Raw genomic sequence first — 24,431 nt, 5'->3', positions numbered from 1 at the left:
GTCAGTGTCCGCTGGTGCCCAGGTAGGCTTCAATCACTTTGGCATCCGTTTGCACATCTGCCGGCGTGCCTTCGGCAATCTGCTTGCCGTAATCCAGCACCGTCACGCGATCACACAGGCCCATGACCAGCTTCACATCATGCTCAATCAGCAATATGGTGCGGTTGTCATTGCGAATCTTGTCAATCAGTTCGCGCAGCAGCACCTTCTCGGTGGCATTCATCCCGGCGGCAGGTTCGTCAAGCGCAATGAGCTGCGGATCGGTCGCCAGCGCCCGGGCAATCTCCAGTCGACGCTGGTCGCCGTAGCTCAGCGTTCGGGCCTTGTAGTCGGCCAATCTGCCAATGCCCACATACTCCAGCAACTCTTGCGCACGGGCGGCAATGGCGAGTTCCTCGGCCCGGAAACCCGGAGTCCGCAAGATGGCACCCAGCAAACCGGAGCGGGTGCGCACATGGCGCCCCACCATAACGTTCTCCAGAGCCGTCATCTCGGCAAACAGGCGAATATTCTGAAAAGTACGTGCAATGCCGGCCTTGGCCACCTCATGCACCGCCTTGGGCCGATAGGTCTTGCCCGCCAGCTCAAAACTTCCGCTGTCCGGCGTGTAAAGGCCCGTGAGCACATTGAAGAAAGTGGTCTTGCCGGCCCCGTTGGGACCGATCAGACCGTAGACCTGGCCCCGCATGATCTTGATGCCCACATCGCTGAGCGCCTGCAGACCGCCGAATCGCTTGGAAACACCGGCGACGTTGAGTACAGTGTCTGTCATGTTCTTTCCAGCAATTTCCATCATTTCGCGTTTTGCAGCGACTTGCCATGCTCAGGTGACGGCCACAGGCCCCGTGGACGCGCGAGCATGACACCGATCATGGCCAGCGCAATCAGCAACTGACGCAGAATGGAGGCATCCAGCCGGCCATCGGTCATGGCCTGCAACGGCCCGGCCACATAGCGCAGCACCTCGGGCAAGGCTGACAGCAATACCGCGCCGAGGATGACGCCCGGCAAGTGACCGATACCACCGAGCACCACCATCGCAACAATCATCACCGACTCCATCAGACTGAAGGATTCAGGCGAAATGAAACCCTGAAAAGACGCAAACATGGCCCCCGAGACGCCGCCAAAAGAAGCGCCCATGCCAAACGCCAGCAGCTTCAAGTTGCGGGTGTTGATACCCATGGCCCTGGCCGCTATTTCATCCTCCCGAATTGCCATCCAGGCACGGCCCACGCGGGAGGTCTCCAGGCGATAAGAGATCACCACACTCAGCAGCACCAATGCCAAAAAGAGGTAGTAGTAAAGTGACACCGAGGCCAGTTCGAACCCGGCTACCGACACCTTTTTACCCAGGTTCAGGCCAAAGAAACTGAGCGAGTCAATCTGCCCCAAACCCTTGGGTCCGTTGGTGATGTTGACCGGATGATCCAGGTTGTTCATGAACACCCGGATGATTTCACCAAAGCCCAGGGTGACGATGGCCAGATAGTCGCCCCGCAGACGCAGCGTGGGCGCCCCCAGCAGCACACCCAAAAGTCCAGCCAGTGCAGCGGCCGCCGGCACCACCACCCACAGGGGTGTGTGTATGCCTGCCGGAAACATCGCCGCGATCCAGGAAAAGGTTTCAGCCAGGTGAGGCGAAGCCAGCAGGCCGTACATGTAGGCACCGATGGCAAAAAACGCCACATAGCCCAGATCCAGAAGACCGGCATAGCCCACCACGATATTGAGCCCCAGCGCCAGCAGCACATAGAGCAAAGCCATGTCGGCAATGCGAACCCATGCGTTGCCGAACCCCTGCAGCAGCAGAGGCAACACCAGCAGCCCGATGGCGGCCATCAGAAAAGCGAGGACTTTTTGTTGTTGTTTCATATTCTGCAGCCTTACGCCCGATCGGCCACGCGCTCACCCAGCAGGCCCGAGGGCCGCAGCGTCAGCACAATGATCAAAACCACGAACGCAAAAATGTCCGAGTAGTGACTGCCCAGCACACCGCCCGTCAAGACGCCGATGTAACCCGCCCCAAGCGATTCAATCAGGCCCAGCAGAATGCCGCCCACCACAGCACCGCCCAGATTGCCGATGCCACCAAACACGGCCGCAGTGAATGCCTTGAGACCCGGCAGAAATCCCATGCTGTGATGCACCGTACCATAGTTGGCCGCCCACATCACGCCAGCAATGGCCGCCAGTACCGCGCCAATCAGGAAGGTGGCCGAAATCACCATGTCGGGCTTGACCCCCATCAGTGCGGCAACCCGCGGATTCTCGGCCGTGGCGCGCATCGCACGGCCCAGCTTGGTGTAATTGACCAGCCACATCAGCAACGAGAGAGCCACAGCCGTCACCCCGAGAATCAACACTTGCGTGGGCGTGATCACGGCGCCGGCAATATCAAACGGTGTGCTGGGCAGCAACGTGGGATAGGGTTTGTAGCTGGGCTTCCAGATGATCATGGCCAGTGTCTGCAGCAGGATGGACATGCCGATCGCCGTGATCAGTGCCGCCAGTTTGGGACTGTTGCGCAGCGGTCGATAAGCCACTTTTTCGATCACGAAATTGAGCGCTGCCGCGACCACACACGCAATGACCAGGGCAACCCAAAGAATCACATAACCGGGTGTGCCCGGCATCGCGTCTTTCATCAGGCCGATGATGCTCCAACTGGTCAGGGCGCCCACCATCAGCACCTCGCCATGGGCAAAATTGATCAGGCCGATGATGCCGTACACCATGGTGTAGCCCAGCGCCACCAAGGCATACATGCTGCCCAGCACCAGCCCGTTGATGATCTGCTGTACAAAGATGTCCATGTCGGCTCCGTTTTTCTTCTTCGACGCAGGCGTCAGTTGTCTGGATTATTAAGGTTTTTGAGATGTCGCAGCTTCTCGGCAATGCGAATCTCAAGACCACGCTCGACCGGACGGTAAAAACCAGGCGAGGCCATGCCATCGGGCAGGTAGCGCTCGCCGGCGGCAAAACCACCCTCCTCGTCATGCGCATAGCGATAGCCCTTGCCATAGTCCAGCGCTTTCATGAGCTTGGTCGGCGCATTGCGCAGGTGCATGGGCACCGGTCGGGTGCCGTCCTTTTTAACAAAGGCCCGGGCTTCATTGAAGGCCTTGTACACCGCATTCGATTTGGCGGCCACGGCCAGGTACACCACGCACTCGGCCAGCGCCAGCTCGCCCTCGGGACTGCCCAGACGCTCGTAAACATCCGCCGCATCCAGTGCCAGGCGCAGCGCACGCGGGTCGGCCAGGCCAATGTCTTCACTGGCCATGCGGATCAGGCGCCGGGCCATGTAACGCGGGTCGGCGCCGCCATCGAGCATGCGCACAAACCAGTACAGCGCCGCGTCGGGGTCAGAGCCACGCACGGACTTGTGCAGGGCAGAGATGGTGTCGTAGAACTGCTCGCCGCCCTTGTCGTAGCGGCGCATGCGCTCACCCAGCACCTTGAGCAGCCAGACATCCGTGATTCTGGTGACTTTTTCCTGGCTCGCAGCCACCGCCAGCGTCTCCAGCGTGTTCAGCAAACGCCGGGCATCGCCATCGGCATAGGCAATGAGACGGTCAATAGCTACACTTTCGATAGCTGGCTGTCCATGTTCCGCAAGGGCTCGATTCACTATTTGTCTTAAATCTTCCTCACCCAGCGGCTGTAGCACATACACCGCCGCCCGGGAAAGCAGCGCCGAATTGACTTCAAAGGAAGGGTTCTCGGTGGTCGCTCCAATGAAAGTGAACAAGCCACTTTCAACGTGCGGCAAGAAAGCATCCTGCTGGCTTTTGTTGAAGCGGTGCACCTCGTCCACGAACACAATGGTGCGCCGCCCCTGCCCCAGCGCGATCTGCGCCTGCTCCACCGCCTCGCGAATTTCCTTCACACCGCCGAGCACCGCGCTGATGGTGATGAACTGGGCGTCAAAGGCGTTGGCCATCAGACGCGCAATGGTGGTCTTGCCAGTACCCGGCGGACCCCACAGGATGCAACTGTGCGGCTGCCCCGACTCAAAGGCAAGGCGCAACGCCATGCCTTCGCCCAGCAAGTGCTGCTGGCCAATCACCTCGCTCAAGTGTTTCGGGCGCAGGCGTTCTGCCAGGGGCTGGTGACTCAGGGATACGGCGTTCATTGGGCAATAATACGGCCATTGAGCAACAGCTTTGGTCAGCTCCATCAAAGGATTTTCCATGCCAGACCCATCCGGTCTTCCCTCCCTGGCCTCGCTCGCTGCCCGCGTTGCCGAATCTTTGCGCGAACGCGGTGAGTCCGTCGCGATCGTCGAGTCTTCAGCTGGCGGCCTGGTCTCTGCGGCCTTGCTGGCAATACCGGGCGCATCGGCCTACTTCGTTGGCGGCGCGGTGGTCTATACGCGCAAAGCCGCCAAAGGGCTGCTAGGTCTGACCGCCGACGACGTGATCGGAATGCGTGCGGAGACTGAACCGTACGCAAACCTCATCGCAGGCAAGATCCGCGAGAGGCTCCGTGCAAGCTGGGGACTCTGCGAGAGCGGTGCAGCGGGCCCCTCGGGAAGCGGCTACGGAGACTCGCCGGGCCATGTGTGCATTGCCGTTGCGGGCCCGAATTCAAGAAGCAGAACGATTGAAACCGGTCTGTCGAATCGCCCCGCCAACATGGACATCTTCGCGCGGCAGTTGCTTGCGTTGTTCGATGAAGCCCTGCACGAAGCGAACTGACATCCATATTGAGCGACTCCAGACCAACCGCTTGCGCTGCGCAAAGCTGCGATACTGCTCCTGATGGCGTTGAAATTTTTGTCCGCCATATTCAAAGCGGCAACGTTCCAATGATTCACCGCGCCCCAAAACGCTTGACTTGCCACCTTCGTGGTATTGCCCCAACGGGCAAATCTGACCCGCCGGGCATCAGTTCCTAGAGCAGTCCACGCAAATGGAAACAGAAAGCGGTCAACGATTGGCGCAAAGGGTCTGTCAGCGGAACCGAGGTATTGAAGCACAGGCCTTGAGACACAACGACTATTTGCGGTGAGTCGGGAGAATCCAACAAGGGCCAAAAAACCTGTATTTGTGACCTTACTTCATCTGCACTGATGATCTGCGGTAAGGCGAGCCAAAAACTGTATCCACCTAGAACCGTACTGATGGCAGCTTCCTTTCCCAGCACGAGGCGCAGTATGGACAAATACTCCCCCGCACGATCCTTCAGCTGTTTCCGAATCTTGCGAAGGTGGGGAACATGGCTTCCTTGCGCAAGAAATTCGGCCAACACCAATTGAGACAATTCACTGACGCTACTGGCCGATGCGTTCTTAAAATATTCGATGCGTTTACGCCATCGTCCTGCTGCCAGCCATCCAATGCGAAGGCCTGGCGCAAGAGACTTGGAGCTCGAGTTCACATAAATGACATTGCCCTTTAAATCAAATGACTTCAAGGTCAGTGGTCGGGCACCTTCATGCTGAAGATCGCCATAAACATCGTCTTCGATAATCGTCAAGGCATGTTTCTCTGCCAAACGTATCAAATTACGCTTGGCCATCAGTGGCATCAAAGCCCCAGTGGGAAAGTGGTAGTTCGCCACCAGTAACAGGACTTTCGGTGGATTTTCCCCTTCCAAGACTTTTTGAATCTCTGCAACGAAATCTGTTTCATCAACTCGGCTCAGAATGGGAACCGGCGTCAGGGTGAACGTTTCCAGCAAACGCCTAAATAGAACGCCAATCGGAGATTGAACCAATACCCTGTCACCCGCTTGCGTTGTCGCACGCAGAGCCAATAGCAGCGCTTCGGTGGCCCCTTGGGTAACGATTAACTCATCTTCTTTCAAAAAGCATCCATTTTCAGCGCTACGTCGTGCCAGCTCAGCGCGCAATCGCGGATGTCCAAATTCTTGTGCGTGTCGAGTCGGGAGAAACGGATGACGTCGAATGATGCTGCCCAAAAGACTCTGCCAACGTTGTTCTGGAAATAAGTCGACAGAGGGACGCCAATTGCACATGGCATTGATGGGCCCGTCTACCGTCAAATCCAAATTGGCATCGACCGCAGCATTTGCGATGCTCTTCGATTGTTTGACATAAAACCCGGCCTTATTTCTTGGCTCGATTAACCCCAGTTGCTCCAGAACATAAAGGGATTTTGTGACCGTAGCCAGACTCAGCCGATGTTGCTGCATGAGCTCACGTACCGAGGGTAATCGTGCATTGGGTGATAATTTGCCGTCGCCTATTGCACGCGCAAGCTCATCAGCCAATGCTTGATACTTGGTGACATTCATGAGACATACTGCTTTTTCATTGGTTTCATAGTAATACATCCGATCGCACCTTAACTTTATTCACCATAGACCACCCGAATCGCTGTCACATCCATGAGTAAACCACCCAGCGCACGCGCCCCCAACAAGGCCCAGCTCGCCACAGCCGAGCAATGGCTCATGAACATTCAAGCCGACACTGCAGGACTTATCAAATCTGCGTGGGAAGCTGCGGTCAGCGCGCCTGGCGATTTTGCGGTCGATTTTTACGACAATTTGTTCAAGGCAGCGCCAACAGTGATCGATTTGTTTGCCGGCGATATGACCGAGCAGCAAGGACGATTGACGCACACGCTTGGCGAAACAGTTGCATTGGTAGATAAACCAGAACATCTGCTGCTGCTCTTGCGCGCTTCGGGTGTCCGCCATCATCATTACGAGGTTAAGCACGCCTATTTCGGCATCATGCGAAATATTCTGGTCGACACCATTGCTGTACGAACGGGTGAGCCCTTTACGCCGAGACACCGCGAAGCCTGGGAAGCCTTGTTCGACAACATGGCGACCATCATGCAGCACGGCATGGCCAGCACAGCGAAAAAATGATCCTATAGAAAGCGTGAACCGGCCCTGTAGCTGTCCCATGTCAATTGGGGTCTGCTTTTTTTCAGGCGAAATAGGTTTAACTTGAATGCCCTGTAGCGTATTCGCTTGAGAATTTTGCTTGCCCAATCGGCGCAGCTTCTTGATGCTAGCTTGAGGCCATGGCAGTCTCAGCCTCGTGGGCCCCAGCTTGCATGGTTTGCGCTAGCAGGGCATATGCGACCGTCCACGCAGCCCGTGCAGCGGGTGTGAATTCGTTTCCGAGACCCTTCTCCAAGGTCCATAGTAACGCGCTACCAACGGTGTCGTAGTGTTCAGTGCGTACTCCATAACCGGCATGGCGAATACCCAATTGGTGCACCACCGGCACCAAGGTTTCCAACTTGCTTAGCCCATTGACAGCGGTGCCCAGCATAGACATCAGCATTTGCCCCTGACGGGTAATGTCTCCCTTGAACAAGCTACGAAGTGATGGGTCCAGTTCGAAAAGCTGGTCGTAGAACAGTTGTGCGGCAACACCGGCGATGGGACGCACGGAATTGAAAGTAGATTGGACAAGTTGAATTTGCTCTGAGTTCATGGTTTTCTTTCGGTTAAAAAATGGCGTGTTTCTGGGAAAGACGGGGAACGCTCAGCATGTCATTGCCGGGCGACCAAATTGGCTGCTTGGTTTGCATCTGTACATTTTTTTGTCAGCCACCGCCATCATTTGGGCTAGATTTGTGCCGTCTTGCGGATAGATTGACGCGCCAATGCTTGCGCCGATGCTCACCACTTCACCACTGATCAGATGAAAGGCGTCGGAGACGGTTTTGCACAAATTCTGGTTGACTTTGGCAATGACAAGAGGGTCCTGCACAGATTCGATAATGATGACGAATTCATCACCGCCTAAGCGTGCCACGGCGTCACAAGTGCGAACGGCCGCAACAAGTCGCTGAGACACCGTGATCAGGACCTCATCACCCGCGCCGTGTCCATAGGTATCGTTCACGACCTTAAACCCGTTCAGGTCAATCATTAGCAAGGCAAAGCATTCGTTGTTGCGTTTGGCCCTTTCCAGCGCGCCACAAAAACGATCTTGCAGCAGGTTGCGATTGGCGAGTCCAGTCAAGGGGTCGTGGTTGGCGCTTGCCTCAAGTTGTTGCTGTCGCACACGCATACCAAGGATTGTTCGTTCAAGGTCAGCCACGCGTTGCGCAACCATGTTTTCGACATCCATGGCTGTGTACTGCTCTAAAGGCATCGACACAAAGGAGCGTGAACTAGATTGATGGTTCGTCTCAAAGTACATTAAAGCCTTCTGGTGAAAATTTTGAATGTTGAATGGCAAACCAGGCACCAAAGGCTTCACAGTCAACCCCGCGAATGCTTAAGTTTCTTATACGAACTTGCGGCGACGTGCAGCGGCCCCAATCAATCCCAGGCCCGCAAGCATCAACGTGTACGTTGCTGGTTCTGGCACGTTTGTTGAGCAAGGAGCACCTGAGTCGAGAACGCAGCCAGGATTGGGCTCTACATCGGCATAGCTCAATTTCCAGTTTTGGCCGTGATAGTCGCCAAATCCGTCGAAAACATGACCACCCAAACTCTGGAAGTAAGCTGAAGCAGTATTCTTGGTTGACGTCAGAGGAACGACGTAGAAGCCGACCGTTAAGTCGAAGTTATTGGGATAGTCGACGTCGTTGAAATAGAAGTTGTTCTGGGTTCCGCTAAAGGATGCCATGGCGCCACCGCTATGCCATGCGCCGTTGCCCATGTCATATGACGAGCCAAACAGCATGCCACTGACCGCCACGCCATCGAGAGCGAGGCTGATATTGGACAAGCCAGTTACCAAGTCGCCAGACGCCGTGCCGGTAAACGAACCAGTTACGTTGTGGCCATTGAGAAAGTGGTACGAGTAATTGAAAACGCTTGCCTGAGCCGCAGTCGCAAATAGAAAAATTGCGGTAGCAAGAGTTTTCTGAATAAAGTGTTTCATGAGCGTCCTTCGTAAGTGATTGCAGTAGTCGAGTACAAAATGAATCTGACAGATGCAATTTTGATTTGGCCCAAGCAATACGAATAGATACAGGCGGTGCTCTTTGGCATAGATACAAGGAATAATGGCACCCGACAGCGATTCCCGCGCCAGTTCAGCCCTCAGCCGCGCGGCCTCCATTTCGAGTTCCAATATGCGCAGTGGCGGGGATGTTTTTGGGCTTCTGACCTTTGGGGGCCAATTACTGCCACCTGAAGCTCGCAGGTTATACTGACCACGTCACTGGGGAGTAGTCTCCCTTCGAGCAGCTCGAAGGGGCTTGCGTCAACATACTTGGTCATTGTTTGACCATGGCGCAAGCGGTTTCAAACTTGACCAGACCTTTGACCACATTGCCTCCGGTCTGGCCGGGGAGGCTGTGTGGTCATTGTTTTTGTCTGGCCTTGGAATCCCTCATGGAAGCTCTATTCATCTCTACTGGTGTCGTCGCTCTCGCTGAAATTGGCGACAAGACCCAGCTCCTTGCCTTCATTCTGGCCGCTCGCTTCAAAAAGCCCATTCCCATCATTGCGGGTATCTTGGTTGCCACACTGGTGAACCATGGTTTGGCGGGTGCGCTCGGCGCCTGGATTACCTCGGTCGTCAGCCCGGACATCATGCGTTGGGTTCTCGGTGGCTCATTCATGGGTATGGCCATCTGGACTCTGATACCCGACAAGATTGAGGAAGAGGAAACACAGGTGGCCCGGCATCTCGGCGTCTTTGGCGCGACCTTGGTCACTTTCTTCCTGGCAGAGATGGGCGACAAGACACAAATTGCGACAGTCGCACTGGCAGCCCACTACGGAGCGCCCCTGCTGGTTATCGCTGGAACCACATTGGGGATGTTGCTGGCTGACGTTCCAGCCGTATTCGTTGGAAACAAGTTTGCCTCCAGGATTCCAATGAAGTTGGTTCACTCCATCGCAGCCGGCATATTCGCGATCATGGGGCTGCTGACACTGTTTCAGGTCGACAAACTCTTCCAATAAAATTCGACTCGCTCACCCCATCCAGACCCGAACCCCTCACTGCCGAATCACATCCGCCCCCTGCGGCGGCTTGAACTGAAAGCTGGCGGCATCGAGTGCCGCATTGGCCTGAAAGGCGCTGAAGTTCAACACAGAGCGCTGGCCAAAGCTATCCAGAATCTCCAGCGCAGCCAGACCGGTGGACTTGTCGCCCACCTTGAAGCCGACACGAATCGATTGCAGCTGGCCGTCTTTGCCTTTTGGCGTGGCCAGCACCCATTCCATGCCGTCTTTTTCAGGCGCATCGGTGAGTGTGAAATCGGCCTGCAAGGCACGTAAATCCGGCGCCGCGGCAATCAGCGCCGCCGGGGTCGAGCCCAGCACCTGCGCCTGTTTGCGAGCACTCACCTGGTTCAAGTCCACGTCATACAACCACAAGGTCTGGCCGTCGGCCACGATGCTTTGCTCAAACGGCTTTTTGTAGATGAACTTGAAACGGTTCGGGCGGAAAAACTCGAAGGTGCCGGTGGACGTTTTGACCCGGGGCGTCTGTCCATCTTTGGCGGGTGCGGTCACAACCTGGGTGAAATCTGCACGGCCGGTTTTGACCGTCTTCACGAAATTCTCAAGACTTTCCAGGCCACTGGCCCATGCAGAACCTGAGAATATAGCTATAAAAACAATAGCATTGGATTTGATCATTGATATTTATTCCGCTCGCGCGGGCACCAAAATTTCGCGCTGGCCACTGCTGCTCATCGAGCTCACCAGGCCGGCGTTTTCCATGTCTTCCACCAAGCGGGCTGCCCGGTTGTAGCCAATTTTCAAATGACGCTGCACCAGTGAGATACTGGCCTTGCGGTTCTTCAGCACCACCTCCACCGCCTGGTCGTACATGGGGTCTTTCTCGCCGCCACCATTGCTGCCGTCTGCGCCGGGTTCGCCCTCGCCATCGACCGTGCCCCCCTCCAGAACGCCTTCGATGTAGTTGGGTTCGCCCTGGGATTTCAGGTAACTCACCACGCGGTGCACTTCCTCGTCGCTGACGAAAGCGCCATGCACGCGGATCGGGAAGCCGGTGCCGCTGGCCATGTAGAGCATGTCGCCCATGCCCAACAGGGCTTCTGCACCCATCTGGTCCAGGATGGTGCGGCTGTCTATCTTGGAGCCCACCGAGAATGCAATGCGCGTAGGAATATTGGCCTTGATCAGGCCAGTGATCACGTCCACACTGGGGCGCTGGGTGGCCAGAATCAGGTGAATGCCAGCGGCCCGCGCTTTTTGCGCCAGGCGGGCAATCAACTCTTCGATCTTCTTGCCCACCACCATCATCAGGTCGGCCAACTCATCAATCACCACCACGATGTGCGGCAAACGGTCCAGCGGCTCGGGACTCTCGGGCGTCAGGCTGAAGGGGTTGTAGATGAATTCGCCACGGGCTTTAGCCTCGTCAATTTTGGTGTTGTAGCCTGCCAGATTGCGCACGCCCATTTTGCTCAGCAGCTTGTAGCGGCGCTCCATCTCAGCCACGCACCAGGTCAGGCCATGTGCCGCCTGACGCATGTCGGTGACCACCGGCGCCAGCAAATGCGGAATGCCCTCGTACACCGACATTTCCAGCATCTTGGGATCGATCATCAGCAGGCGCACATCGCGCGCTTCGGCCTTGTAGAGCAGACTCAAGATCATGGCGTTGATACCCACCGACTTGCCCGAACCGGTGGTACCCGCCACCAGCACGTGCGGCATCTTGGCCAGATCGGCCACCACCGGGTTACCGACGATGTCTTTGCCCAGGCCCATGGTGAGCAGCGACTTGGCTTCGTTGTAGATTTGCGAACCCAGAATCTCGGACAGTTTGATGGACTGACGCTTGGCATTGGGCAGTTCCAGAGCCATGTAGTTCTTGCCCGGTATGGTCTCCACCACGCGGATCGACACAAGGCTCAGGGACCGCGCCAGGTCTTTGGCCAGACCCACAATCTGCGAGCCCTTGACACCGGTGGCGGGTTCGATTTCATAGCGCGTGATCACCGGCCCCGGCTGGGCCAGCACCACACGCACTTCGACACCAAAGTCTTTCAGCTTCTTTTCGATCATGCGGCTGGTCATTTCCAGCGTCTCGGGGGCAACAGTCTCCTGGCGCAGCATCGCGCCATCCAGCAAGTCCACCTGGGGCAGCTTGCTGTCGGGCATTTCGGTAAATAACGGCTTCTGCCGCTCCTTGGCGACACGCTCGCTTCGGGGTACATCCACCAGCACAGGTTCAATCATGACCGGCATGGGGTGATGCTCGGCGATATCCTCGCGCTCCTCAATCACGACCTCTTCGCGTTCGCGCGCGGCTTGCTGTCCCATGGCAATGTCCTGTGCCACTTCGCGCTTTTCACGCCGTGATTCAACCTGGAAAAATAGCCAGGCACCCAGGCGCTCCGCCACATGCCCCCAGGAGAAACGAAATACCAGTGCAGCACCCATCACACCCAGCGCAATGGCCACCAGACCAGCGCCCGAAAAACCCAGCCATTTGACGCTCCACGGCCCGACCAGATAACCCAGCACGCCGCCACTGTGCCCCGGCAAGCGGGCCTCCAGGCTGTACAACCTGGACCACTCCAGGCTGGCACTGGCACACAACAACATGATCAGACCGCACCAGAAGGCAGCACGGCCAGTGGCGAACCTGGCGACCAGCGAAGCAGCGGCCTCCCCCTTGGCGCCCAGCATTTCGCGCCCGCGCATCCATTGCGCCAGATTGGATAGCCAGGCACGAATACCAGCCGCCACGCACCACCAGACCGAAAACCCCAGCAGGAAATAGCTGCCATCGGCTAACCAGGCGCCCAAGCGTCCGCCCCGGTTCAACAGTGCAGTGCTGCTGCCAGAAGTTGACCAGGCCGCATCCTGCGGTGAATAGCTCAACAGCGCCAGCAACCAAAAAATCAGCATAACCAGACCGGCCACCAGCACCAGTTCATCAGCAAAACGGCCCCAGCCAGAACGGGCGGGCGAAGAAGCAGAACGGTTGGAATTCAGGGTATCGAGCGAATAAGTCATTTGAGACAAGTAATACCAAGCTTGAGCCCGGGGGAAGAAAGACCGCAGCGGGCTAACGCGGCACAGAACGCCGTTCGGTGATGACCACAGCGCCGCCTTCACGGGTTTCGATGAAGCCGTGGTCTTCGAAATCGCGCATGACACGGCTCACCATTTCACGCGAAGCACCCACCATTTTGGCAATATCCTGGCGCGAAATCTTTTCGCGGATCAGCATTCGTTTTTCACCATCGGGCACAGCGCGGCCCATGAGCACATCGGCCACACGCCCGTAGACACCCAGCAAGGCCAATGACCCGATCTTCTCATCGGCTTTGCGAAGACGCTGAACCAGACCTTTCATCACAGAGTAGGACATGGAGGCGTTCTCTGCCAGGCAACGTGTGAACTCCGCACGCCCCAGCACCAGTACGTCCGTCTGAACCTCGGTTTCCACACTGGCGGAATGGGGATCGTTGTCAATCAGACTCATCTCACCGATGTAATCGCCAGGTTGCAAACTGGCCAGAATCACCTCACGCCCCTTGCGATCCGTGATCACGACGCGGGCTCTGCCCGCCAGGATGATGAAGAGAGAATTTGATTTTTTGCCCTTTTCCACGATCAATTCACCGCGCTTGAACCGACGCTTTTCTACCGCATCCGACAACAATGCGGCCTGTTCCGGTGTCAACAAGGCAAAAAGTGGCACGCGGCGGATCAGATCCAGATTACTCAGCATCGACATTGCATAATCCTCATTTTTCGTGGAAACACCGGCTTCTTACAATTGCGACCAGGCTCGCGAAACCGGGGTAACTTTATCCGGCAAAGCGTTGATATTTAACACTTTGTCCTGAAATGTACACGGCACAGCATATTTTTTCACAAAGGTTTTCACGATGTCCAATACACGACACGCCAAGGTTTTGATTCTAGGCTCCGGCCCCGCCGGCTACACAGCGGCCATTTATGCCGCACGCGCCAACCTCAACCCCTTGTTGATCACAGGTATGGCACAAGGTGGCCAATTGATGACCACCACCGAAGTGGACAACTGGCCCGCCGACGTTCACGGCGTGCAAGGCCCGGACCTGATGCAACGCTTTCTGGAGCACGCAGAACGCTTCAAGACCGAGATCGTGTTTGACCACATCAACGCAGTTGATTTCAGCAAGCGCCCTTTCACACTCAAAGGCGACAGCGGCGAATACACCTGCGATTCACTGATTCTGGCTACCGGCGCATCCGCCAAATACCTGGGGCTGCCGTCGGAGACGGCCTTCATGGGGCGTGGTGTGTCGGGTTGCGCCACCTGCGATGGTTTCTTCTACCGCGACGCCGTTTGCTGCGTGGTGGGCGGAGGCAACACAGCGGTGGAAGAGGCCCTGTATCTGTCCAACATTGCCAGCAAGGTGTATTTGATTCACCGCCGCGACAAATTTAAGGCCGAACCGATCCTGGTGGACAAGCTGATGGACAAGGTAGCTGCAGGCAAAATTGAGCTCAAAACCTTCTTTACGCTGGACGAAGTGCTGGGCGATACCAGCGGCGTCACTGGCGTCCGCCTGAAAAACGTCAACACGGGCAATACGGAAGACCTGATGCTCAAAGGCTGCTTTATCGCCATCGGACACTCACCCAATACCGACATCTTCCAGGGTCAGCTGGAGATGGCAGGTGGCTACATCGTCACGCAAGGCGGTCTGAAGGGCTTTGCCACCCAAACCAGCGTGCCCGGCGTGTTTGCCGCGGGGGACGTGCAGGACCATGTGTACCGCCAGGCCATCACCAGCGCGGGTACCGGCTGCATGGCTGCGCTGGACGCCCAGCGTTTCCTAGAACAGGAATAGCGTTATAATTGCAGGCTTTGCTGATCTTGGCTCGTGAGAGCCCGGGCTCAGCAATGTCCGTCAAGTGACTTGGCGGGGGTTATGTAAAAAGTAACCTGGGGTTACCGCCACCCTTTTACTTGGCGAGGTGAGGCTAGAGCGAGATTGGTTCGGACTGCAAGGCAGACCAGGCTGATCGCCAGTGATAGCCGTTAAAAAGTATCGGAGTGTCCTTATGGCACGCGTATGTGAAGTTACGGGCAAAGGCCCCATGGTTGGGAACAAGGTTTCCCACGCCAACAACAAAACCAAGCGCCGGTTCCTGCCGAACCTGCAATACCGCCGTTTCTGGGTCGAGTCTGAAAACCGTTGGGTTCGCCTGCGGATTTCCAACGCAGGTTTGCGTTTGATCGACAAAAACGGTATTGATTCTGTGCTCGCCGATCTGCGCGCACGTGGCCAAGCTTAAGGAGTAGCACCATGGCAACCAAAGGCGGACGCGAAAAAATCAAGCTGGAATCTACAGCAGGTACTGGTCACTTCTACACCACCAGCAAGAACAAGAAGACCATGCCCGAGAAGATGTTGATCAAGAAATTTGATCCCAAAGCTCGCAAGCATGTCGACTACAAGGAAATGAAACTGAAGTAATTCAGTCTTCTGTAGTCATGAAAAAGCCCGCTTAATGCGGGCTTTTTTGTATCCAAAATACTGATGCCCGCGCCTTGCAGCGCGGGCATTGCCATCAAGGACGGCTCATTTGGCAAGATGTTGGCTGCGAGCTCACATACGAGTCCCATACCACTTCCGAGCGGAAACCGTAGCCGGTCTTTTCAGCATCGTATTTGACACCCTTGCTACCCTGCTTGGCCCAGATGCCCAGGAACAAGGGCGCCTGCAACTGGTGATCTGTTTTCCGCATTTCGATTTCACCCATTGGGCTTTTGTACTTCATGCCTTCCAATGCAAAAGCGACCTGCTTCGCATCGGTGGACTTGGCTTTTTGCATCGCAGCACTCAACATGTTCATGCTGTTCCAGTGCGCTGCGAAAATGAAGTCTTCATCAAACTTTTTCTTGTAGTCCACATAGATTTTTTCCAGTTCTGGCGTAGGTGCGTTGTGACCCCAGTTCCAGATCACACCCACCTTTTCCGCACCCCATGATCCCAACTGTGCCGGTGTACCCGGATTGTTGGCGTTCATTGTGTAGAAATTGATGTTGAGACCGTATTCCTTGGCGGATTTGAACAGCAATGTCAGATCACTGCCCCAGTTCGATGTGATCACCGTGTCGGCGCCGGACGAACGGATCTTGGCAATGTAGGGAGCGAAGTCGCGCACCTGCGCAATCGGTACGAAGTCATCGCCCACAATCTGGATGTCAGGGCGCTTGCGTGCCAGATAGGCCTTGGATGCCTTGGAAACTTGCTGTCCGTGCGTGTACTCCTGATTCAAGAGATAAACCTTCTTGATGTCCGGACGCTTCGTCATGTACGTAGTCAACGCTTCAATCTTCATCTCACTTGACGGGTAGAAGCGGAAGTGCCAAAAATTGCATCGCTCGTTGGTCAGTCCTGGATCCATCGCCGAATAGTTCAGAAAGACCGTGGCCTTGGCAGGCTCGCGTTCAGCCAACTTGGAAATCGCATCGGAGAGCGCAAACGCAACACCCGATCCGCCACCCTGCGTGATGTAGCGAACGCCCTGATCAACAGCCGCCTTCAACACGGTGGTGCTTTCCTGGGGCGAACCTTTGCCATCAAATGCCACGACTTCGAACTTCGGGTCGGTCGGCTTGCTCTTGGCGTTGAGCTGGGTCACCACTTCACGCAACTGATTCAGGGAAGTCTTGCCAGCATTCGCAAACGGACCTGACAGTACTTCAATAAAACCAATTTTGACCACTTCAGCATGCAAGATTGGAACGCTTGCCAGCAGCACAGCACCGGCCAGCAAAGACCGGGAAAGTGACAATTTAAACATGTTTAACTCCGTGAAATCGACGTTGGAAAGGCCTCAAGCTTATATCTTAAGCATGAAGAACGGTGAATGTACTGCACCTATCAAGTGACATGGTGTCACCTTGGAGAAGCACCTATTGACCAATGGGTAAATAATGTACTATGATTTATTGCGCGCTGAAAAAGCTCGTCCGGCAAAGACCAAGGTACTTCGTACACGTAAAGCACTCATCCAAAGGAGACAAACTTGAATCACCGTATTGACAGCCCAACACGTCGTCAGGCGTTAAAAACATTCGCCGGAGGAGGGTCGCTTGCACTGGGCACCTTGGCGTTTCCAGGTCTGGTCCAGGCACAGACAGAACCCATTCGCATTGGATTTCCAGTGCCTCTGACCGGCGCTTTTGCGGCAGAAGCCCAGGCCGTTGTCCGCGGCGCTGAACTCGCCATCAAGGAGTTCAACGATGCTGGCGGCCTCAATGGCCGCAAGGCAGAATTGCTGGTGCGCGATGACAAGCTCAATCCGCAGGAAGCGGCTACCCGAACCATTGAACTGATTGACAAGGACAAAGCCAATTTCATCGTCGGCTCTGTCTCGGCAGCGGTGCAGCTGTCGGTCAACAACGTCACCAAGCAGCGCCAGGTCATTTTCAACTCCATCAGCCAGTCCGACACCATCAACGAGGCCAAGGACTGGAGCCGCTACACCTTCCATGAATGCCTTAACCCCCATATGACGGCGGGCGCAGTGGCGCGCTACGCGATTCCAAAGATGGGCAAGCGGGTTGTCTTCCTGACTGCAGACTATGCCTACGGCCACGAAATGGCACGCGGATTCCAAACCGCAGGCAAGGGCCTGGGCATGGAAGTACTGGCTGACATTCGCCACCCACTGGGAACCACCGATTTCTCCAGCTATTTCCCAAGGATTCTGGCGCTCAAGCCCGACGTGTTGATCGTCTGCAACTTCGGGCGTGACCAGCAGATTGCCTTCAAACAGGCCAATGACTTTGGCATCAAGAAGCAGGTCAAAATCATTGCCCCGCTGCTGATGCACAACGGTCGTATGGTTGACGGGCACAAGGCCTACGAAGGCATCATTGGCGGAACAGGCTACTACTGGGGCATGGAAGCCACGACGCCCTCCTCCAAGCGACTTAACGACGCATTCAAGGCCATGCACAACGGCCTGTACCCCACCGACTATGCGGGCCTGGGTTACGCCGGCGTGCGCAATGTTTTGGCTGCTGCGAAAGCCGCAGGAACAACAGATACGGACAAGGTCATCACGGCTATGCGTGCCATCAAGGGTGATCTGTACAAGGGCAATGTGTACATGCGCGGCTGCGACCATCAGGCGGTGCAGTCGGTGCTCATCGTCGAGTCCAAGGACCGCGCTGTGGCGGCCAACGACCAGGACATCTTCAAAATCGTGGCCATCGAAAATTTCGACGACAGCAAGCTGCGTTCATGCAGCGAGCTGGGACATCGCGCGTAATCGCTTGCCGCAACGCAGCCAGGGCATGTGCCCTGGCTGCGATTTGTTGTCCGCCCCTTCAGTAAAAAAACCATTGGTTCGCACATGGAACTTTCCTTCAATCTCATAGCGCAGCAACTGGTCACAGGACTCGCCCTCGGGTCCATCTATGTCCTGGTCGGCGTTGGCCTGTCGCTTGTCTTCGGACTGCTGACCATCGTCAACTTTGCACATGGCGCATTCTTCATGCTGGGCGCCTATGTAGGCGTCTTCGTATTTGCAAAAACTGGTAATTTCTGGGTCTGTATGGTCGCAGTTCCCCTGATCACGGGGCTTGTTGGCATACTGGTCGAGCGCTTTCTGGTTCGACCTTTGTACGGTCGTGGCATTGACTACCCCTTGTTGCTGACCTTCGGTCTGGCCTACGTGATGATGGACTTGATTCGCATGATGTTTGGTGTACAGGGCGAGCCATTTGAAACACCGGAGGCATTGCAGGGCGCCATAGACATTGGCATTGGCATGTTTCCCCTGTACCGCCTGTTCCTGATCGGCGTCACCTCCGTGGTCCTTCTCGCGTTGTGGCTGTTCCTGGAAAAGACCCGCTTCGGACTCATCGTCCGCGCTGGCGCACGCGATCCTCTGGTGTTGCGCGTACTTGGCATCAACATCTCAACAGTGTGGTTGGCCATCTTTGGCGTGGGCACCGCGATTGCCGGTCTGGCGGGCCTGCTGGCGGCCCCCATGCGCGGTGTGTCACCTGAAATGGGGGTGCCCATCCTGGTGGAAGCGTTTGTGATCACGGTGGTTGGCGGTATGGGTTCTCTGGGTGGGGCGATTGCGGCAGGCCTTCTGGTCGGTGTTGTGGTCAGTTTCACAACCCTGTTCCAGCCAGAGCTGGCCGAATTCTCGATGTTCGCCTTGATGGCTATTACGCTGATATTCAAACCCAACGGCCTGTTTGGTCGCAAAGGCCTGATGAGCTGAATCTACGATGAAAACAAACAACACATCCACAAGACCCTGGCTGGCCTTGCTAGGCAAGCATCCGGCGCTGACCGTGCTGGCGCTGCTGGCGGCCTTCCCGCTGGTATTTCCGTTCCACTCGCTGGCCATCAACATTCTTCTGTTCGGCCTGTTTGCCGCAGGTTACAACCTGACATTCGGCTACACCGGCAAACTCTCGTTCGGCCACGCCGCATTTTTCGGCGGAGGAGCCTACGGTTGCGGCATTCTGATCTCCCAATACGGCGTAGCGTGGCCCCTCGCCCTTGTGTTTGGCGTTGCATTGGCCGGCTTGATTGCCTTGCTGATGGGGATGCTGGCGATACGAACGCGCGGCATCTACTTTGCCATGGTCACACTGGCGTTGGCACAGTGCGTCTATTTCCTGTTCTTCCACGCCACATCAATCACCGGCGGCGACAACGGCTTGCGCGGCGTGAATGTCAACACCGTCCAACTAGGTCTTGTAACCCTTGATTTGCTCAAGCCGCTGGTCAAGTACTACTTCATGCTCTGCTTCGTCGCCATCGCGGTCTGGCTGATCGACCGGCTGCTGAACTCCCCCTTCGGTTCCATTCTGGAAGCGCTGCGCGAAAACGAAAACCGGGCACGCGCCTGTGGCATCAACATTGAGCGCACACGTCTTCTGTCACTGGTCATTTCCGGCATGGTCTGTGGCCTGGCAGGCGCCCTGAATGCCATCAACCTGTCCACCGTATCCATTGACAGTCTCTCGTACCACACCTCCGGTCAAGTCATGATGATGACCCTTCTGGGCGGCATGGGGACCTTCTTCGGGCCGTTCCTCGGTGCAGGCATGTTCCTCGCCATTGAACATATCGTCACAGGCTTCACCGAGCGATGGCAGCTAATCGTCGGTGTCATCTTCATCCTTCTCGTGCTCTTCTTTCCAAAAGGGATCTGGGGAACCGTACTGGCGTGGTACAAAAAATGAGCAATACATCCATACTCAGCACCCGCAATGTCACCAAAAAATTTGGCGGCTTTACGGCCAACAAGGACATCAGCGTTGACTTTCACCGGGGCAAGCTGACCGCCATCATTGGCCCCAATGGCGCAGGAAAATCAACATTTTTCAACATGGTGTCAGGCGGCTTCATGCCCACTTCGGGCGAGATTCTGTTTGACGGCAAGAGCGTTGTTGGCCTGAAGCAGCACGAGTTTGCCAAGGTTGGAATTTCCAAGTCATTCCAGATCACCAATCTTTTCCCCGCGCTGAGCGTGCTGGAGAATGTGCGGGTTGCCGTGCAGTCACTGCACAGTGTCTACAACATCTGGACACCCCGCAGCAAACATGTGGAGTGGGTGGAGCAGGCCGAGGCTTTGTTGGAGCTTGTGGGCTTGCAGGACCGGCGGCATGATCAGGCGGCGAACCTGGCGCATGGCGAGCAGCGCAGCCTGGAAATTGCAGTCGCACTGGCGTGCGATCCCAAACTACTCCTGCTTGACGAACCGACCGCCGGCATGAGTCCGGAAGAAACCCGGGTCATCATGAACCTGATCCTCAAGCTGCTGGAGCATCGCACCATCGGCCTGGTCGAACACAAAATGAAATTGATCATGGGGGTGAGTGACAGCATCATCGTGCTGCACCAGGGGCAACTGCTGGTACAGGGAACACCGGACGAAATCAGGTCCAACGAAGAAGTCAAACGGGTATATCTGGGCAAGGGGAATCACTGATGGAACGCAAACCAATTTTGGCGGTTGAAGAACTCAACGCGTGGTATGGCCGAAGCCATATTCTGCAAGGCGTCAGCTTCCACGTGATGCCTGGGGAGGTCGTCTCACTGATCGGTCGCAACGGTGCCGGCAAGACGACTTCCATGAAAAGCATCATGGGGCTGTTGGACCGGACCACGGGTCATGTCGAGTTCAATGGCGTCAGTCTGCTTGAGAAGCAGGCCCACGAGCGCTTTCAGCACGGCCTGGCTTTTGTCTTCGAAGAACGACGAATCGTACCGGGCTTGAGCGTCATGGAGAACATCGAACTCGGCGTGATGGCTTCACCGGAAGGTCGCAAGCGAACCAAAGAAGTCGTTGAAGAAATTGCGGAAACATTCCCACGCCTCAAAGAACGGCTGACTCAGGAAGCCGTCACGATGTCAGGAGGAGAACAGCAGATGCTGGCCATCGCCCGGGCCATGGCAGCACGGCCCCAAATGATTATGCTGGATGAGCCGAGCGAAGGCATTATGCCCAAGCTGGTGGATGAGATGTTTGAGTACTTCGAGGTGCTCAAAAAACAGGGCGTGACGATTTTACTGGTGGAGCAAAGTGTCGAACATGCACTCAGCATTTCGGACCGGGCCTACATCATGGATCAGGGCGAGATCGTTCACGAAGCGCCGGCCAAAGACTTGCTGAACGATGCGGCCATTCAAGAGCGTTACTGCTCGGTCTGAACGGCACAAACAAGCTCAGACCCTGCCGGCAGGCAGGGTCTGCCCCGATCTAGGGCGCAGGGACGTATTGCGCAATGCCGTTGCCAAAGGACCAGTCTTCCTTGCGCACTTCCACCAGGTTGATGATCAGATCCTTGGGGTTGAACCCGACAGCCTCAGCTATGCCGGATGCCATGGCCTTGTAGAGCGCTTGTTTCAGTTCAACCGTGCGTCCGGCATTGAGATGGATCTGGATGAAAATGATGTCTGTCTCATGCGCAATCTCCAGATACAGCGGCGGAAATACCAAATCCCCGACATTGTGCTCCGTGATGATCTGAAACTTGTCAGCCACTGGCACACCAATGGTGGCAACCATCGCGTCGTGTACGGCATCGCTTAGCTTTCGATGAAATTCAGCATCCTTGCCAGCGTGAAGATCAATTTTTACCAATGGCATTTTTTCTCCTGTTTAGATTGTGCCAATCGCACGTAGAATTTTTTCCGGCGTAATCGGCTGAGCCGTTACCCGCGCTTTGAAGGGGCGAAGTGCGTCATTGATGGCATTCATGACGGCCGCCGGTGCACCCGCAGTACCCGCTTCACCGGCACCTTTGGCGCCCAGCTCTGAAGTCTTCGTTGGTGTTTGCACATGGCCAATCTCGATATCCGGCATTTCGGACGCCATGGGCACCAGGTAGTCCGCCATGCTGCCATTGCGCAGCAAGGCACTGTCGTCATACAAACATTCTTCCAGCAAGGCACCACCAATCCCCTGCACGATGGCACCACGCATTTGCTCGTCAACCAGCAAGGGATTGATGATGCGGCCGCAATCCTCCACCGCCCAGTGCTTGAGCAACTTGACGAATCCAGTTTCGATGTCGACCTCAACATACGAGGCCTGCACGCCATTGGTGAAAACGAATGGCAATTCGCGCTGCGCATAAGTCCGCGTCACCACCAGTTCAGGCAACGCCCCGGCGGGCAAGGTGTCGGGTCGAAAGTAGGCAATCCGACCCAACTCAGACACGTCTATCAACGCATCACCGGTTTGCACCTCCACCACATGGCCGTCACGGATGTCAATTTGCGTCAATTCCTTGTCCAGAACGATGGACGCCATCTTGCGCAGATTTTCCCGCAAGGCCCTACCGGCCTGCAGCACAGCTTCACCACCGATACCCGCACCACGTGAAGCCCAGGTCCCACCCCCATAGGGCGTCACCTCGGTGTCACCCGTGATGACCTTGACGCGACTCATGGGCACGCCAACGGCGTCGGCAGTAATTTGCGCAAAAATGGTCTCTGTACCCTGCCCTTGTTCACCGACGCCGACCAGGCAGGTGACGACACCCGTGGGATCAAGTCGAACTGTGGCGCCATCCTGGGCCGCAATGCGCGCACCGCCCACTCCATAAAATGCAGCACCGGGATTGGTTAGCTCCACCAGTACGGCCAGACCGATACCACGGTAAATGCCCTTGCTCAGCAGAGCCTGCTGCTCGCGACGCAAGGCGGGATAGTCCATCATCTGCTCCAGCTGAGCCAGGCATTGCTCGTGCGACAGCTTCTCCAGCTTGATTCCGGAGGCACCGGTGCAGGGGTAAGCATCATCGCGCATCACGTTGAGCTTGCGCATCTGGAGCGAATCGATGCCGAGCCTCTGCGCAGCGAGTTCCACAATGCCCTCCGTGACGGCGCAGGCAATCGGATGCCCTACGCCACGGTATTGGCTGGTAGGAGCCTTGTTTTGCAGAACCACTTTCAGATGGCCCCGGTATTCCTTGTGCCTGTAGGGGCCGCCAGTGATGTTCAGAACCTGATTGCCTTCAATGGCACTGGTGCGCGGATACACCGAGTAGGGCCCTACCCCGGTCAAGTCATCAATCTCAAACGCAAGAATCTCCCCATCCATGTTGGCGGCCAATCGCGCCCGTACGAGGTGCTCGCGTGCATGAATATCGCTGACAAAAGACTCCAGTCTGTCCGCAACGAACTTGACTGGCCGCTTCAGGATGATGGACAAGGCTACCGTAGCAAAGTCATCTGGATAGGAATGAACCTTGATGCCAAACGAACCACCGACGTCCTTGCAGATGACACGTACGGCACTTTCCGGCAATGAAAAATGCCGGGCGTACAGATCCTGCATCATGTGCGGCGCCTGGTGCGACTGGTAGACGGTCAACTTCTGCTCTGCCGGATTGAAGTCGGCCAACACGGATCGCGTTTCCATGGTCACGCCGGTGTGCCGGCCAAATCGATAGGTCTCTTCAACCACACAGTCAGCGTTGGCGAACGCCTCATCGACCGCGCCGGTATCGATTGTCTTGCTGAAGCAAAGGTTGTCGCCCAGCTCCGGATGAATCACCGGCGTCCGGGCATCCAGTGCCGTCTCCATGTTTGCGACGACCGGCAGTGGCTGCCAGTCAACGGAAATGGCCTGCAGCGCGTCTTCTGCCTGCTGTCGCGACTCCGCAACAACCGCCAGAACCGGCTCGCCCTGCCAGCACACCCGCTCCATGGCCAGCGGATATTGTGTGGCGGATTTCATTCCAACCAGATGGGTCAGGGTCGCGACCCACGGGCTGCACACCTCGGCAATCTTCTTGCCATCGACCACCGCAATCACCCCGGGCATGCCACGGGCGACTTCCGCGTCGATCTTGCCTATGCGTGCATGTGCCATGGGGCTGCGCAGGTAGACCACATGCGCCAGTCGGGCCAGCACAATGTCATCCACATAAGTACCACGTCCTTCGAGATGCCGTTTGGCGTTCGGGCGTGACACTCGCGCACCAATGTAGGCGCTATGCGCATCGGAATCATTGCTCAGCTTGGCGATTCCCTGGTCTGAAACAGTTCCCATTT

25 protein-coding genes and 1 riboswitch are annotated in these 24,431 nt (G+C 56.3%); of the genes, 11 read left to right on the top strand and 14 right to left on the bottom strand.

The genetic code is table 11. The annotated features are described in order from the left end of the window. Window position 1: 1 nt before the first annotated feature. From IV109_RS03590 to IV109_RS03575, 4 genes are read right to left on the bottom strand one after another with little or no spacing between them, the layout of a single operon-like run. Window positions 2-772, bottom strand: a complete 771-nt coding sequence (locus tag IV109_RS03590; RefSeq protein WP_296692213.1) for an ABC transporter ATP-binding protein — start codon at window positions 770-772, stop codon at window positions 2-4. Window positions 773-792: 20 nt separating this feature from the next. Further along, window positions 793-1,875, bottom strand: coding sequence for an ABC transporter ATP-binding protein (locus tag IV109_RS03585; protein ID WP_296692212.1), 1,083 nt, complete (start codon window positions 1,873-1,875; stop codon window positions 793-795). A gap of 11 nt (window positions 1,876-1,886) precedes the next feature. After that, the gene (locus tag IV109_RS03580) at window positions 1,887-2,816 is read right to left on the bottom strand and encodes a branched-chain amino acid ABC transporter permease (RefSeq protein WP_296692209.1); all 930 of its coding nucleotides are present in this window, start codon (window positions 2,814-2,816) and stop codon (window positions 1,887-1,889) included. A 32-nt stretch (window positions 2,817-2,848) separates the two neighbouring features. Beyond that, the gene (locus IV109_RS03575) at window positions 2,849-4,138 is read right to left on the bottom strand and encodes a replication-associated recombination protein A (protein ID WP_296692515.1); all 1,290 of its coding nucleotides are present in this window, start codon (window positions 4,136-4,138) and stop codon (window positions 2,849-2,851) included. A gap of 58 nt (window positions 4,139-4,196) precedes the next feature. On the opposite strand from IV109_RS03575, the gene IV109_RS03570 reads away from it, so the two are divergent. Next, window positions 4,197-4,703, top strand: a complete 507-nt coding sequence (locus IV109_RS03570) for a CinA family protein (protein ID WP_296692205.1) — start codon at window positions 4,197-4,199, stop codon at window positions 4,701-4,703. Between the two features lie 196 nt (window positions 4,704-4,899). On the opposite strand, the gene IV109_RS03565 is transcribed toward IV109_RS03570, so the two are convergent. Then, on the bottom strand, window positions 4,900-6,264 hold the full coding sequence (locus tag IV109_RS03565; RefSeq protein ID WP_296692202.1) for a PLP-dependent aminotransferase family protein: 1,365 nt from the start codon (window positions 6,262-6,264) through the stop codon (window positions 4,900-4,902). Between the two features lie 159 nt (window positions 6,265-6,423). On the opposite strand from IV109_RS03565, the gene IV109_RS03560 reads away from it, so the two are divergent. Next, window positions 6,424-6,849 (top strand): globin domain-containing protein, encoded by a 426-nt coding sequence (locus tag IV109_RS03560; RefSeq protein ID WP_296692199.1) that lies wholly within the window; start codon window positions 6,424-6,426, stop codon window positions 6,847-6,849. A gap of 145 nt (window positions 6,850-6,994) precedes the next feature. On the opposite strand, the gene IV109_RS03555 is transcribed toward IV109_RS03560, so the two are convergent. From IV109_RS03555 to IV109_RS03545, 3 genes are read right to left on the bottom strand one after another with little or no spacing between them, the layout of a single operon-like run. Further along, window positions 6,995-7,426, bottom strand: coding sequence for a globin family protein (locus tag IV109_RS03555; protein ID WP_296692196.1), 432 nt, complete (start codon window positions 7,424-7,426; stop codon window positions 6,995-6,997). 51 nt (window positions 7,427-7,477) lie between these two features. Beyond that, complete coding sequence (locus tag IV109_RS03550; RefSeq protein ID WP_296692194.1) at window positions 7,478-8,200, bottom strand: GGDEF domain-containing protein; 723 nt, start codon at window positions 8,198-8,200, stop codon at window positions 7,478-7,480. 27 nt (window positions 8,201-8,227) lie between these two features. Further along, the gene (locus IV109_RS03545) at window positions 8,228-8,830 is read right to left on the bottom strand and encodes a PEP-CTERM sorting domain-containing protein (RefSeq protein WP_296692192.1); all 603 of its coding nucleotides are present in this window, start codon (window positions 8,828-8,830) and stop codon (window positions 8,228-8,230) included. Between the two features lie 272 nt (window positions 8,831-9,102). Further along, window positions 9,103-9,281: riboswitch (yybP-ykoY riboswitch) on the top strand. A gap of 4 nt (window positions 9,282-9,285) precedes the next feature. On the opposite strand from IV109_RS03545, the gene IV109_RS03540 reads away from it, so the two are divergent. Next, on the top strand, window positions 9,286-9,861 hold the full coding sequence (locus IV109_RS03540) for a TMEM165/GDT1 family protein (protein ID WP_296692191.1): 576 nt from the start codon (window positions 9,286-9,288) through the stop codon (window positions 9,859-9,861). A gap of 36 nt (window positions 9,862-9,897) precedes the next feature. On the opposite strand, the gene lolA is transcribed toward IV109_RS03540, so the two are convergent. The 3 genes from lolA to IV109_RS03525 are packed head-to-tail and all read right to left on the bottom strand — an operon-like array spanning window position 9,898 to window position 13,624. After that, a complete protein-coding gene (lolA, locus tag IV109_RS03535) occupies window positions 9,898-10,542 on the bottom strand; it encodes an outer membrane lipoprotein chaperone LolA (RefSeq protein ID WP_296692188.1) in 645 nt (214 codons plus the stop codon). Window positions 10,543-10,548: 6 nt separating this feature from the next. After that, a complete protein-coding gene (locus tag IV109_RS03530; RefSeq protein WP_296692184.1) occupies window positions 10,549-12,897 on the bottom strand; it encodes a DNA translocase FtsK in 2,349 nt (782 codons plus the stop codon). 52 nt (window positions 12,898-12,949) lie between these two features. Then, entirely contained in the window at window positions 12,950-13,624 is a 675-nt protein-coding gene (locus IV109_RS03525; protein WP_296692181.1) for a Crp/Fnr family transcriptional regulator, read from the bottom strand. 154 nt (window positions 13,625-13,778) lie between these two features. Here IV109_RS03525 and trxB point away from each other — a divergent pair, with 154 nt between their 5' ends. The 3 genes from trxB to rpmG all read left to right on the top strand — a co-directional run bounded on the left by trxB (window position 13,779) and on the right by rpmG (window position 15,359). After that, window positions 13,779-14,729, top strand: a complete 951-nt coding sequence (trxB, locus tag IV109_RS03520; RefSeq protein WP_296692178.1) for a thioredoxin-disulfide reductase — start codon at window positions 13,779-13,781, stop codon at window positions 14,727-14,729. 214 nt (window positions 14,730-14,943) lie between these two features. Then, window positions 14,944-15,177 (top strand): 50S ribosomal protein L28, encoded by a 234-nt coding sequence (gene rpmB, locus IV109_RS03515; RefSeq protein ID WP_296692175.1) that lies wholly within the window; start codon window positions 14,944-14,946, stop codon window positions 15,175-15,177. Window positions 15,178-15,188: 11 nt separating this feature from the next. Further along, window positions 15,189-15,359, top strand: a complete 171-nt coding sequence (rpmG, locus tag IV109_RS03510; protein ID WP_011465453.1) for a 50S ribosomal protein L33 — start codon at window positions 15,189-15,191, stop codon at window positions 15,357-15,359. A gap of 94 nt (window positions 15,360-15,453) precedes the next feature. Here the strand turns inward: rpmG and IV109_RS03505 are convergent, their stop codons facing one another. Further along, window positions 15,454-16,692, bottom strand: a complete 1,239-nt coding sequence (locus IV109_RS03505) for a branched-chain amino acid ABC transporter substrate-binding protein (protein WP_296692172.1) — start codon at window positions 16,690-16,692, stop codon at window positions 15,454-15,456. A gap of 225 nt (window positions 16,693-16,917) precedes the next feature. On the opposite strand from IV109_RS03505, the gene IV109_RS03500 reads away from it, so the two are divergent. The 5 genes from IV109_RS03500 to IV109_RS03480 all read left to right on the top strand — a co-directional run bounded on the left by IV109_RS03500 (window position 16,918) and on the right by IV109_RS03480 (window position 21,578). Beyond that, window positions 16,918-18,168: an ABC transporter substrate-binding protein gene (locus IV109_RS03500; protein ID WP_296692169.1), complete on the top strand. Its 1,251-nt coding sequence runs from the start codon at window positions 16,918-16,920 to the stop codon at window positions 18,166-18,168. Window positions 18,169-18,252: 84 nt separating this feature from the next. Beyond that, window positions 18,253-19,134, top strand: a complete 882-nt coding sequence (locus IV109_RS03495) for a branched-chain amino acid ABC transporter permease (protein ID WP_296692166.1) — start codon at window positions 18,253-18,255, stop codon at window positions 19,132-19,134. Window positions 19,135-19,207: 73 nt separating this feature from the next. After that, a complete protein-coding gene (locus IV109_RS03490; protein WP_296692164.1) occupies window positions 19,208-20,107 on the top strand; it encodes a branched-chain amino acid ABC transporter permease in 900 nt (299 codons plus the stop codon). Further along, window positions 20,104-20,856 carry an ABC transporter ATP-binding protein gene (locus IV109_RS03485; protein WP_296692161.1) on the top strand — a complete coding sequence of 251 codons (753 nt, stop codon included), beginning with the start codon at window positions 20,104-20,106 and terminating at the stop codon, window positions 20,854-20,856. The genes IV109_RS03490 and IV109_RS03485 overlap by 4 nt, the downstream gene beginning before the upstream one ends. After that, window positions 20,856-21,578, top strand: coding sequence for an ABC transporter ATP-binding protein (locus IV109_RS03480; RefSeq protein WP_296692157.1), 723 nt, complete (start codon window positions 20,856-20,858; stop codon window positions 21,576-21,578). Before IV109_RS03485 ends, IV109_RS03480 begins: the two co-directional genes overlap by 1 nt. Before the next feature lie 49 nt (window positions 21,579-21,627). On the opposite strand, the gene IV109_RS03475 is transcribed toward IV109_RS03480, so the two are convergent. Both IV109_RS03475 and IV109_RS03470 read right to left on the bottom strand, forming a co-directional pair. Beyond that, window positions 21,628-22,017, bottom strand: coding sequence for a tautomerase family protein (locus tag IV109_RS03475; protein ID WP_296692152.1), 390 nt, complete (start codon window positions 22,015-22,017; stop codon window positions 21,628-21,630). 12 nt (window positions 22,018-22,029) lie between these two features. Next, the gene (locus IV109_RS03470; RefSeq protein ID WP_296692148.1) at window positions 22,030-24,429 is read right to left on the bottom strand and encodes a xanthine dehydrogenase family protein molybdopterin-binding subunit; all 2,400 of its coding nucleotides are present in this window, start codon (window positions 24,427-24,429) and stop codon (window positions 22,030-22,032) included. Window positions 24,430-24,431: the final 2 nt, after the last annotated feature.

Source organism: Rhodoferax sp. (genome assembly GCF_018780565.1).
Taxonomy (GTDB): Bacteria; Pseudomonadota; Gammaproteobacteria; order Burkholderiales; family Burkholderiaceae_C; genus Rhodoferax.
Note: the sequence above shows the minus strand (reverse complement) of the source record. Positions and strands in the feature narration are given on the sequence as shown.

Coding starts and splice junctions, on each gene's coding strand:
- IV109_RS03485 (WP_296692161.1), top strand. CDS start 20,104: ATGAGCAATACATCCATACTCAGCACCCGCAATGTCACCAAAAAATTT.
- rpmB (WP_296692175.1), top strand. CDS start 14,944: ATGGCACGCGTATGTGAAGTTACGGGCAAAGGCCCCATGGTTGGGAAC.
- rpmG (WP_011465453.1), top strand. CDS start 15,189: ATGGCAACCAAAGGCGGACGCGAAAAAATCAAGCTGGAATCTACAGCA.
- IV109_RS03570 (WP_296692205.1), top strand. CDS start 4,197: ATGCCAGACCCATCCGGTCTTCCCTCCCTGGCCTCGCTCGCTGCCCGC.
- IV109_RS03480 (WP_296692157.1), top strand. CDS start 20,856: ATGGAACGCAAACCAATTTTGGCGGTTGAAGAACTCAACGCGTGGTAT.
- IV109_RS03540 (WP_296692191.1), top strand. CDS start 9,286: ATGGAAGCTCTATTCATCTCTACTGGTGTCGTCGCTCTCGCTGAAATT.
- IV109_RS03585 (WP_296692212.1), bottom strand. CDS start 1,875: ATGAAACAACAACAAAAAGTCCTCGCTTTTCTGATGGCCGCCATCGGG.
- IV109_RS03470 (WP_296692148.1), bottom strand. CDS start 24,429: ATGGGAACTGTTTCAGACCAGGGAATCGCCAAGCTGAGCAATGATTCC.
- IV109_RS03475 (WP_296692152.1), bottom strand. CDS start 22,017: ATGCCATTGGTAAAAATTGATCTTCACGCTGGCAAGGATGCTGAATTT.
- lolA (WP_296692188.1), bottom strand. CDS start 10,542: ATGATCAAATCCAATGCTATTGTTTTTATAGCTATATTCTCAGGTTCT.
- IV109_RS03575 (WP_296692515.1), bottom strand. CDS start 4,138: ATGAACGCCGTATCCCTGAGTCACCAGCCCCTGGCAGAACGCCTGCGC.
- IV109_RS03580 (WP_296692209.1), bottom strand. CDS start 2,816: ATGGACATCTTTGTACAGCAGATCATCAACGGGCTGGTGCTGGGCAGC.
- IV109_RS03495 (WP_296692166.1), top strand. CDS start 18,253: ATGGAACTTTCCTTCAATCTCATAGCGCAGCAACTGGTCACAGGACTC.
- IV109_RS03555 (WP_296692196.1), bottom strand. CDS start 7,426: ATGAACTCAGAGCAAATTCAACTTGTCCAATCTACTTTCAATTCCGTG.
- trxB (WP_296692178.1), top strand. CDS start 13,779: ATGTCCAATACACGACACGCCAAGGTTTTGATTCTAGGCTCCGGCCCC.
- IV109_RS03545 (WP_296692192.1), bottom strand. CDS start 8,830: ATGAAACACTTTATTCAGAAAACTCTTGCTACCGCAATTTTTCTATTT.
- IV109_RS03505 (WP_296692172.1), bottom strand. CDS start 16,692: ATGTTTAAATTGTCACTTTCCCGGTCTTTGCTGGCCGGTGCTGTGCTG.
- IV109_RS03525 (WP_296692181.1), bottom strand. CDS start 13,624: ATGTCGATGCTGAGTAATCTGGATCTGATCCGCCGCGTGCCACTTTTT.
- IV109_RS03530 (WP_296692184.1), bottom strand. CDS start 12,897: ATGACTTATTCGCTCGATACCCTGAATTCCAACCGTTCTGCTTCTTCG.
- IV109_RS03565 (WP_296692202.1), bottom strand. CDS start 6,264: ATGAATGTCACCAAGTATCAAGCATTGGCTGATGAGCTTGCGCGTGCA.
- IV109_RS03560 (WP_296692199.1), top strand. CDS start 6,424: ATGAACATTCAAGCCGACACTGCAGGACTTATCAAATCTGCGTGGGAA.
- IV109_RS03590 (WP_296692213.1), bottom strand. CDS start 772: ATGACAGACACTGTACTCAACGTCGCCGGTGTTTCCAAGCGATTCGGC.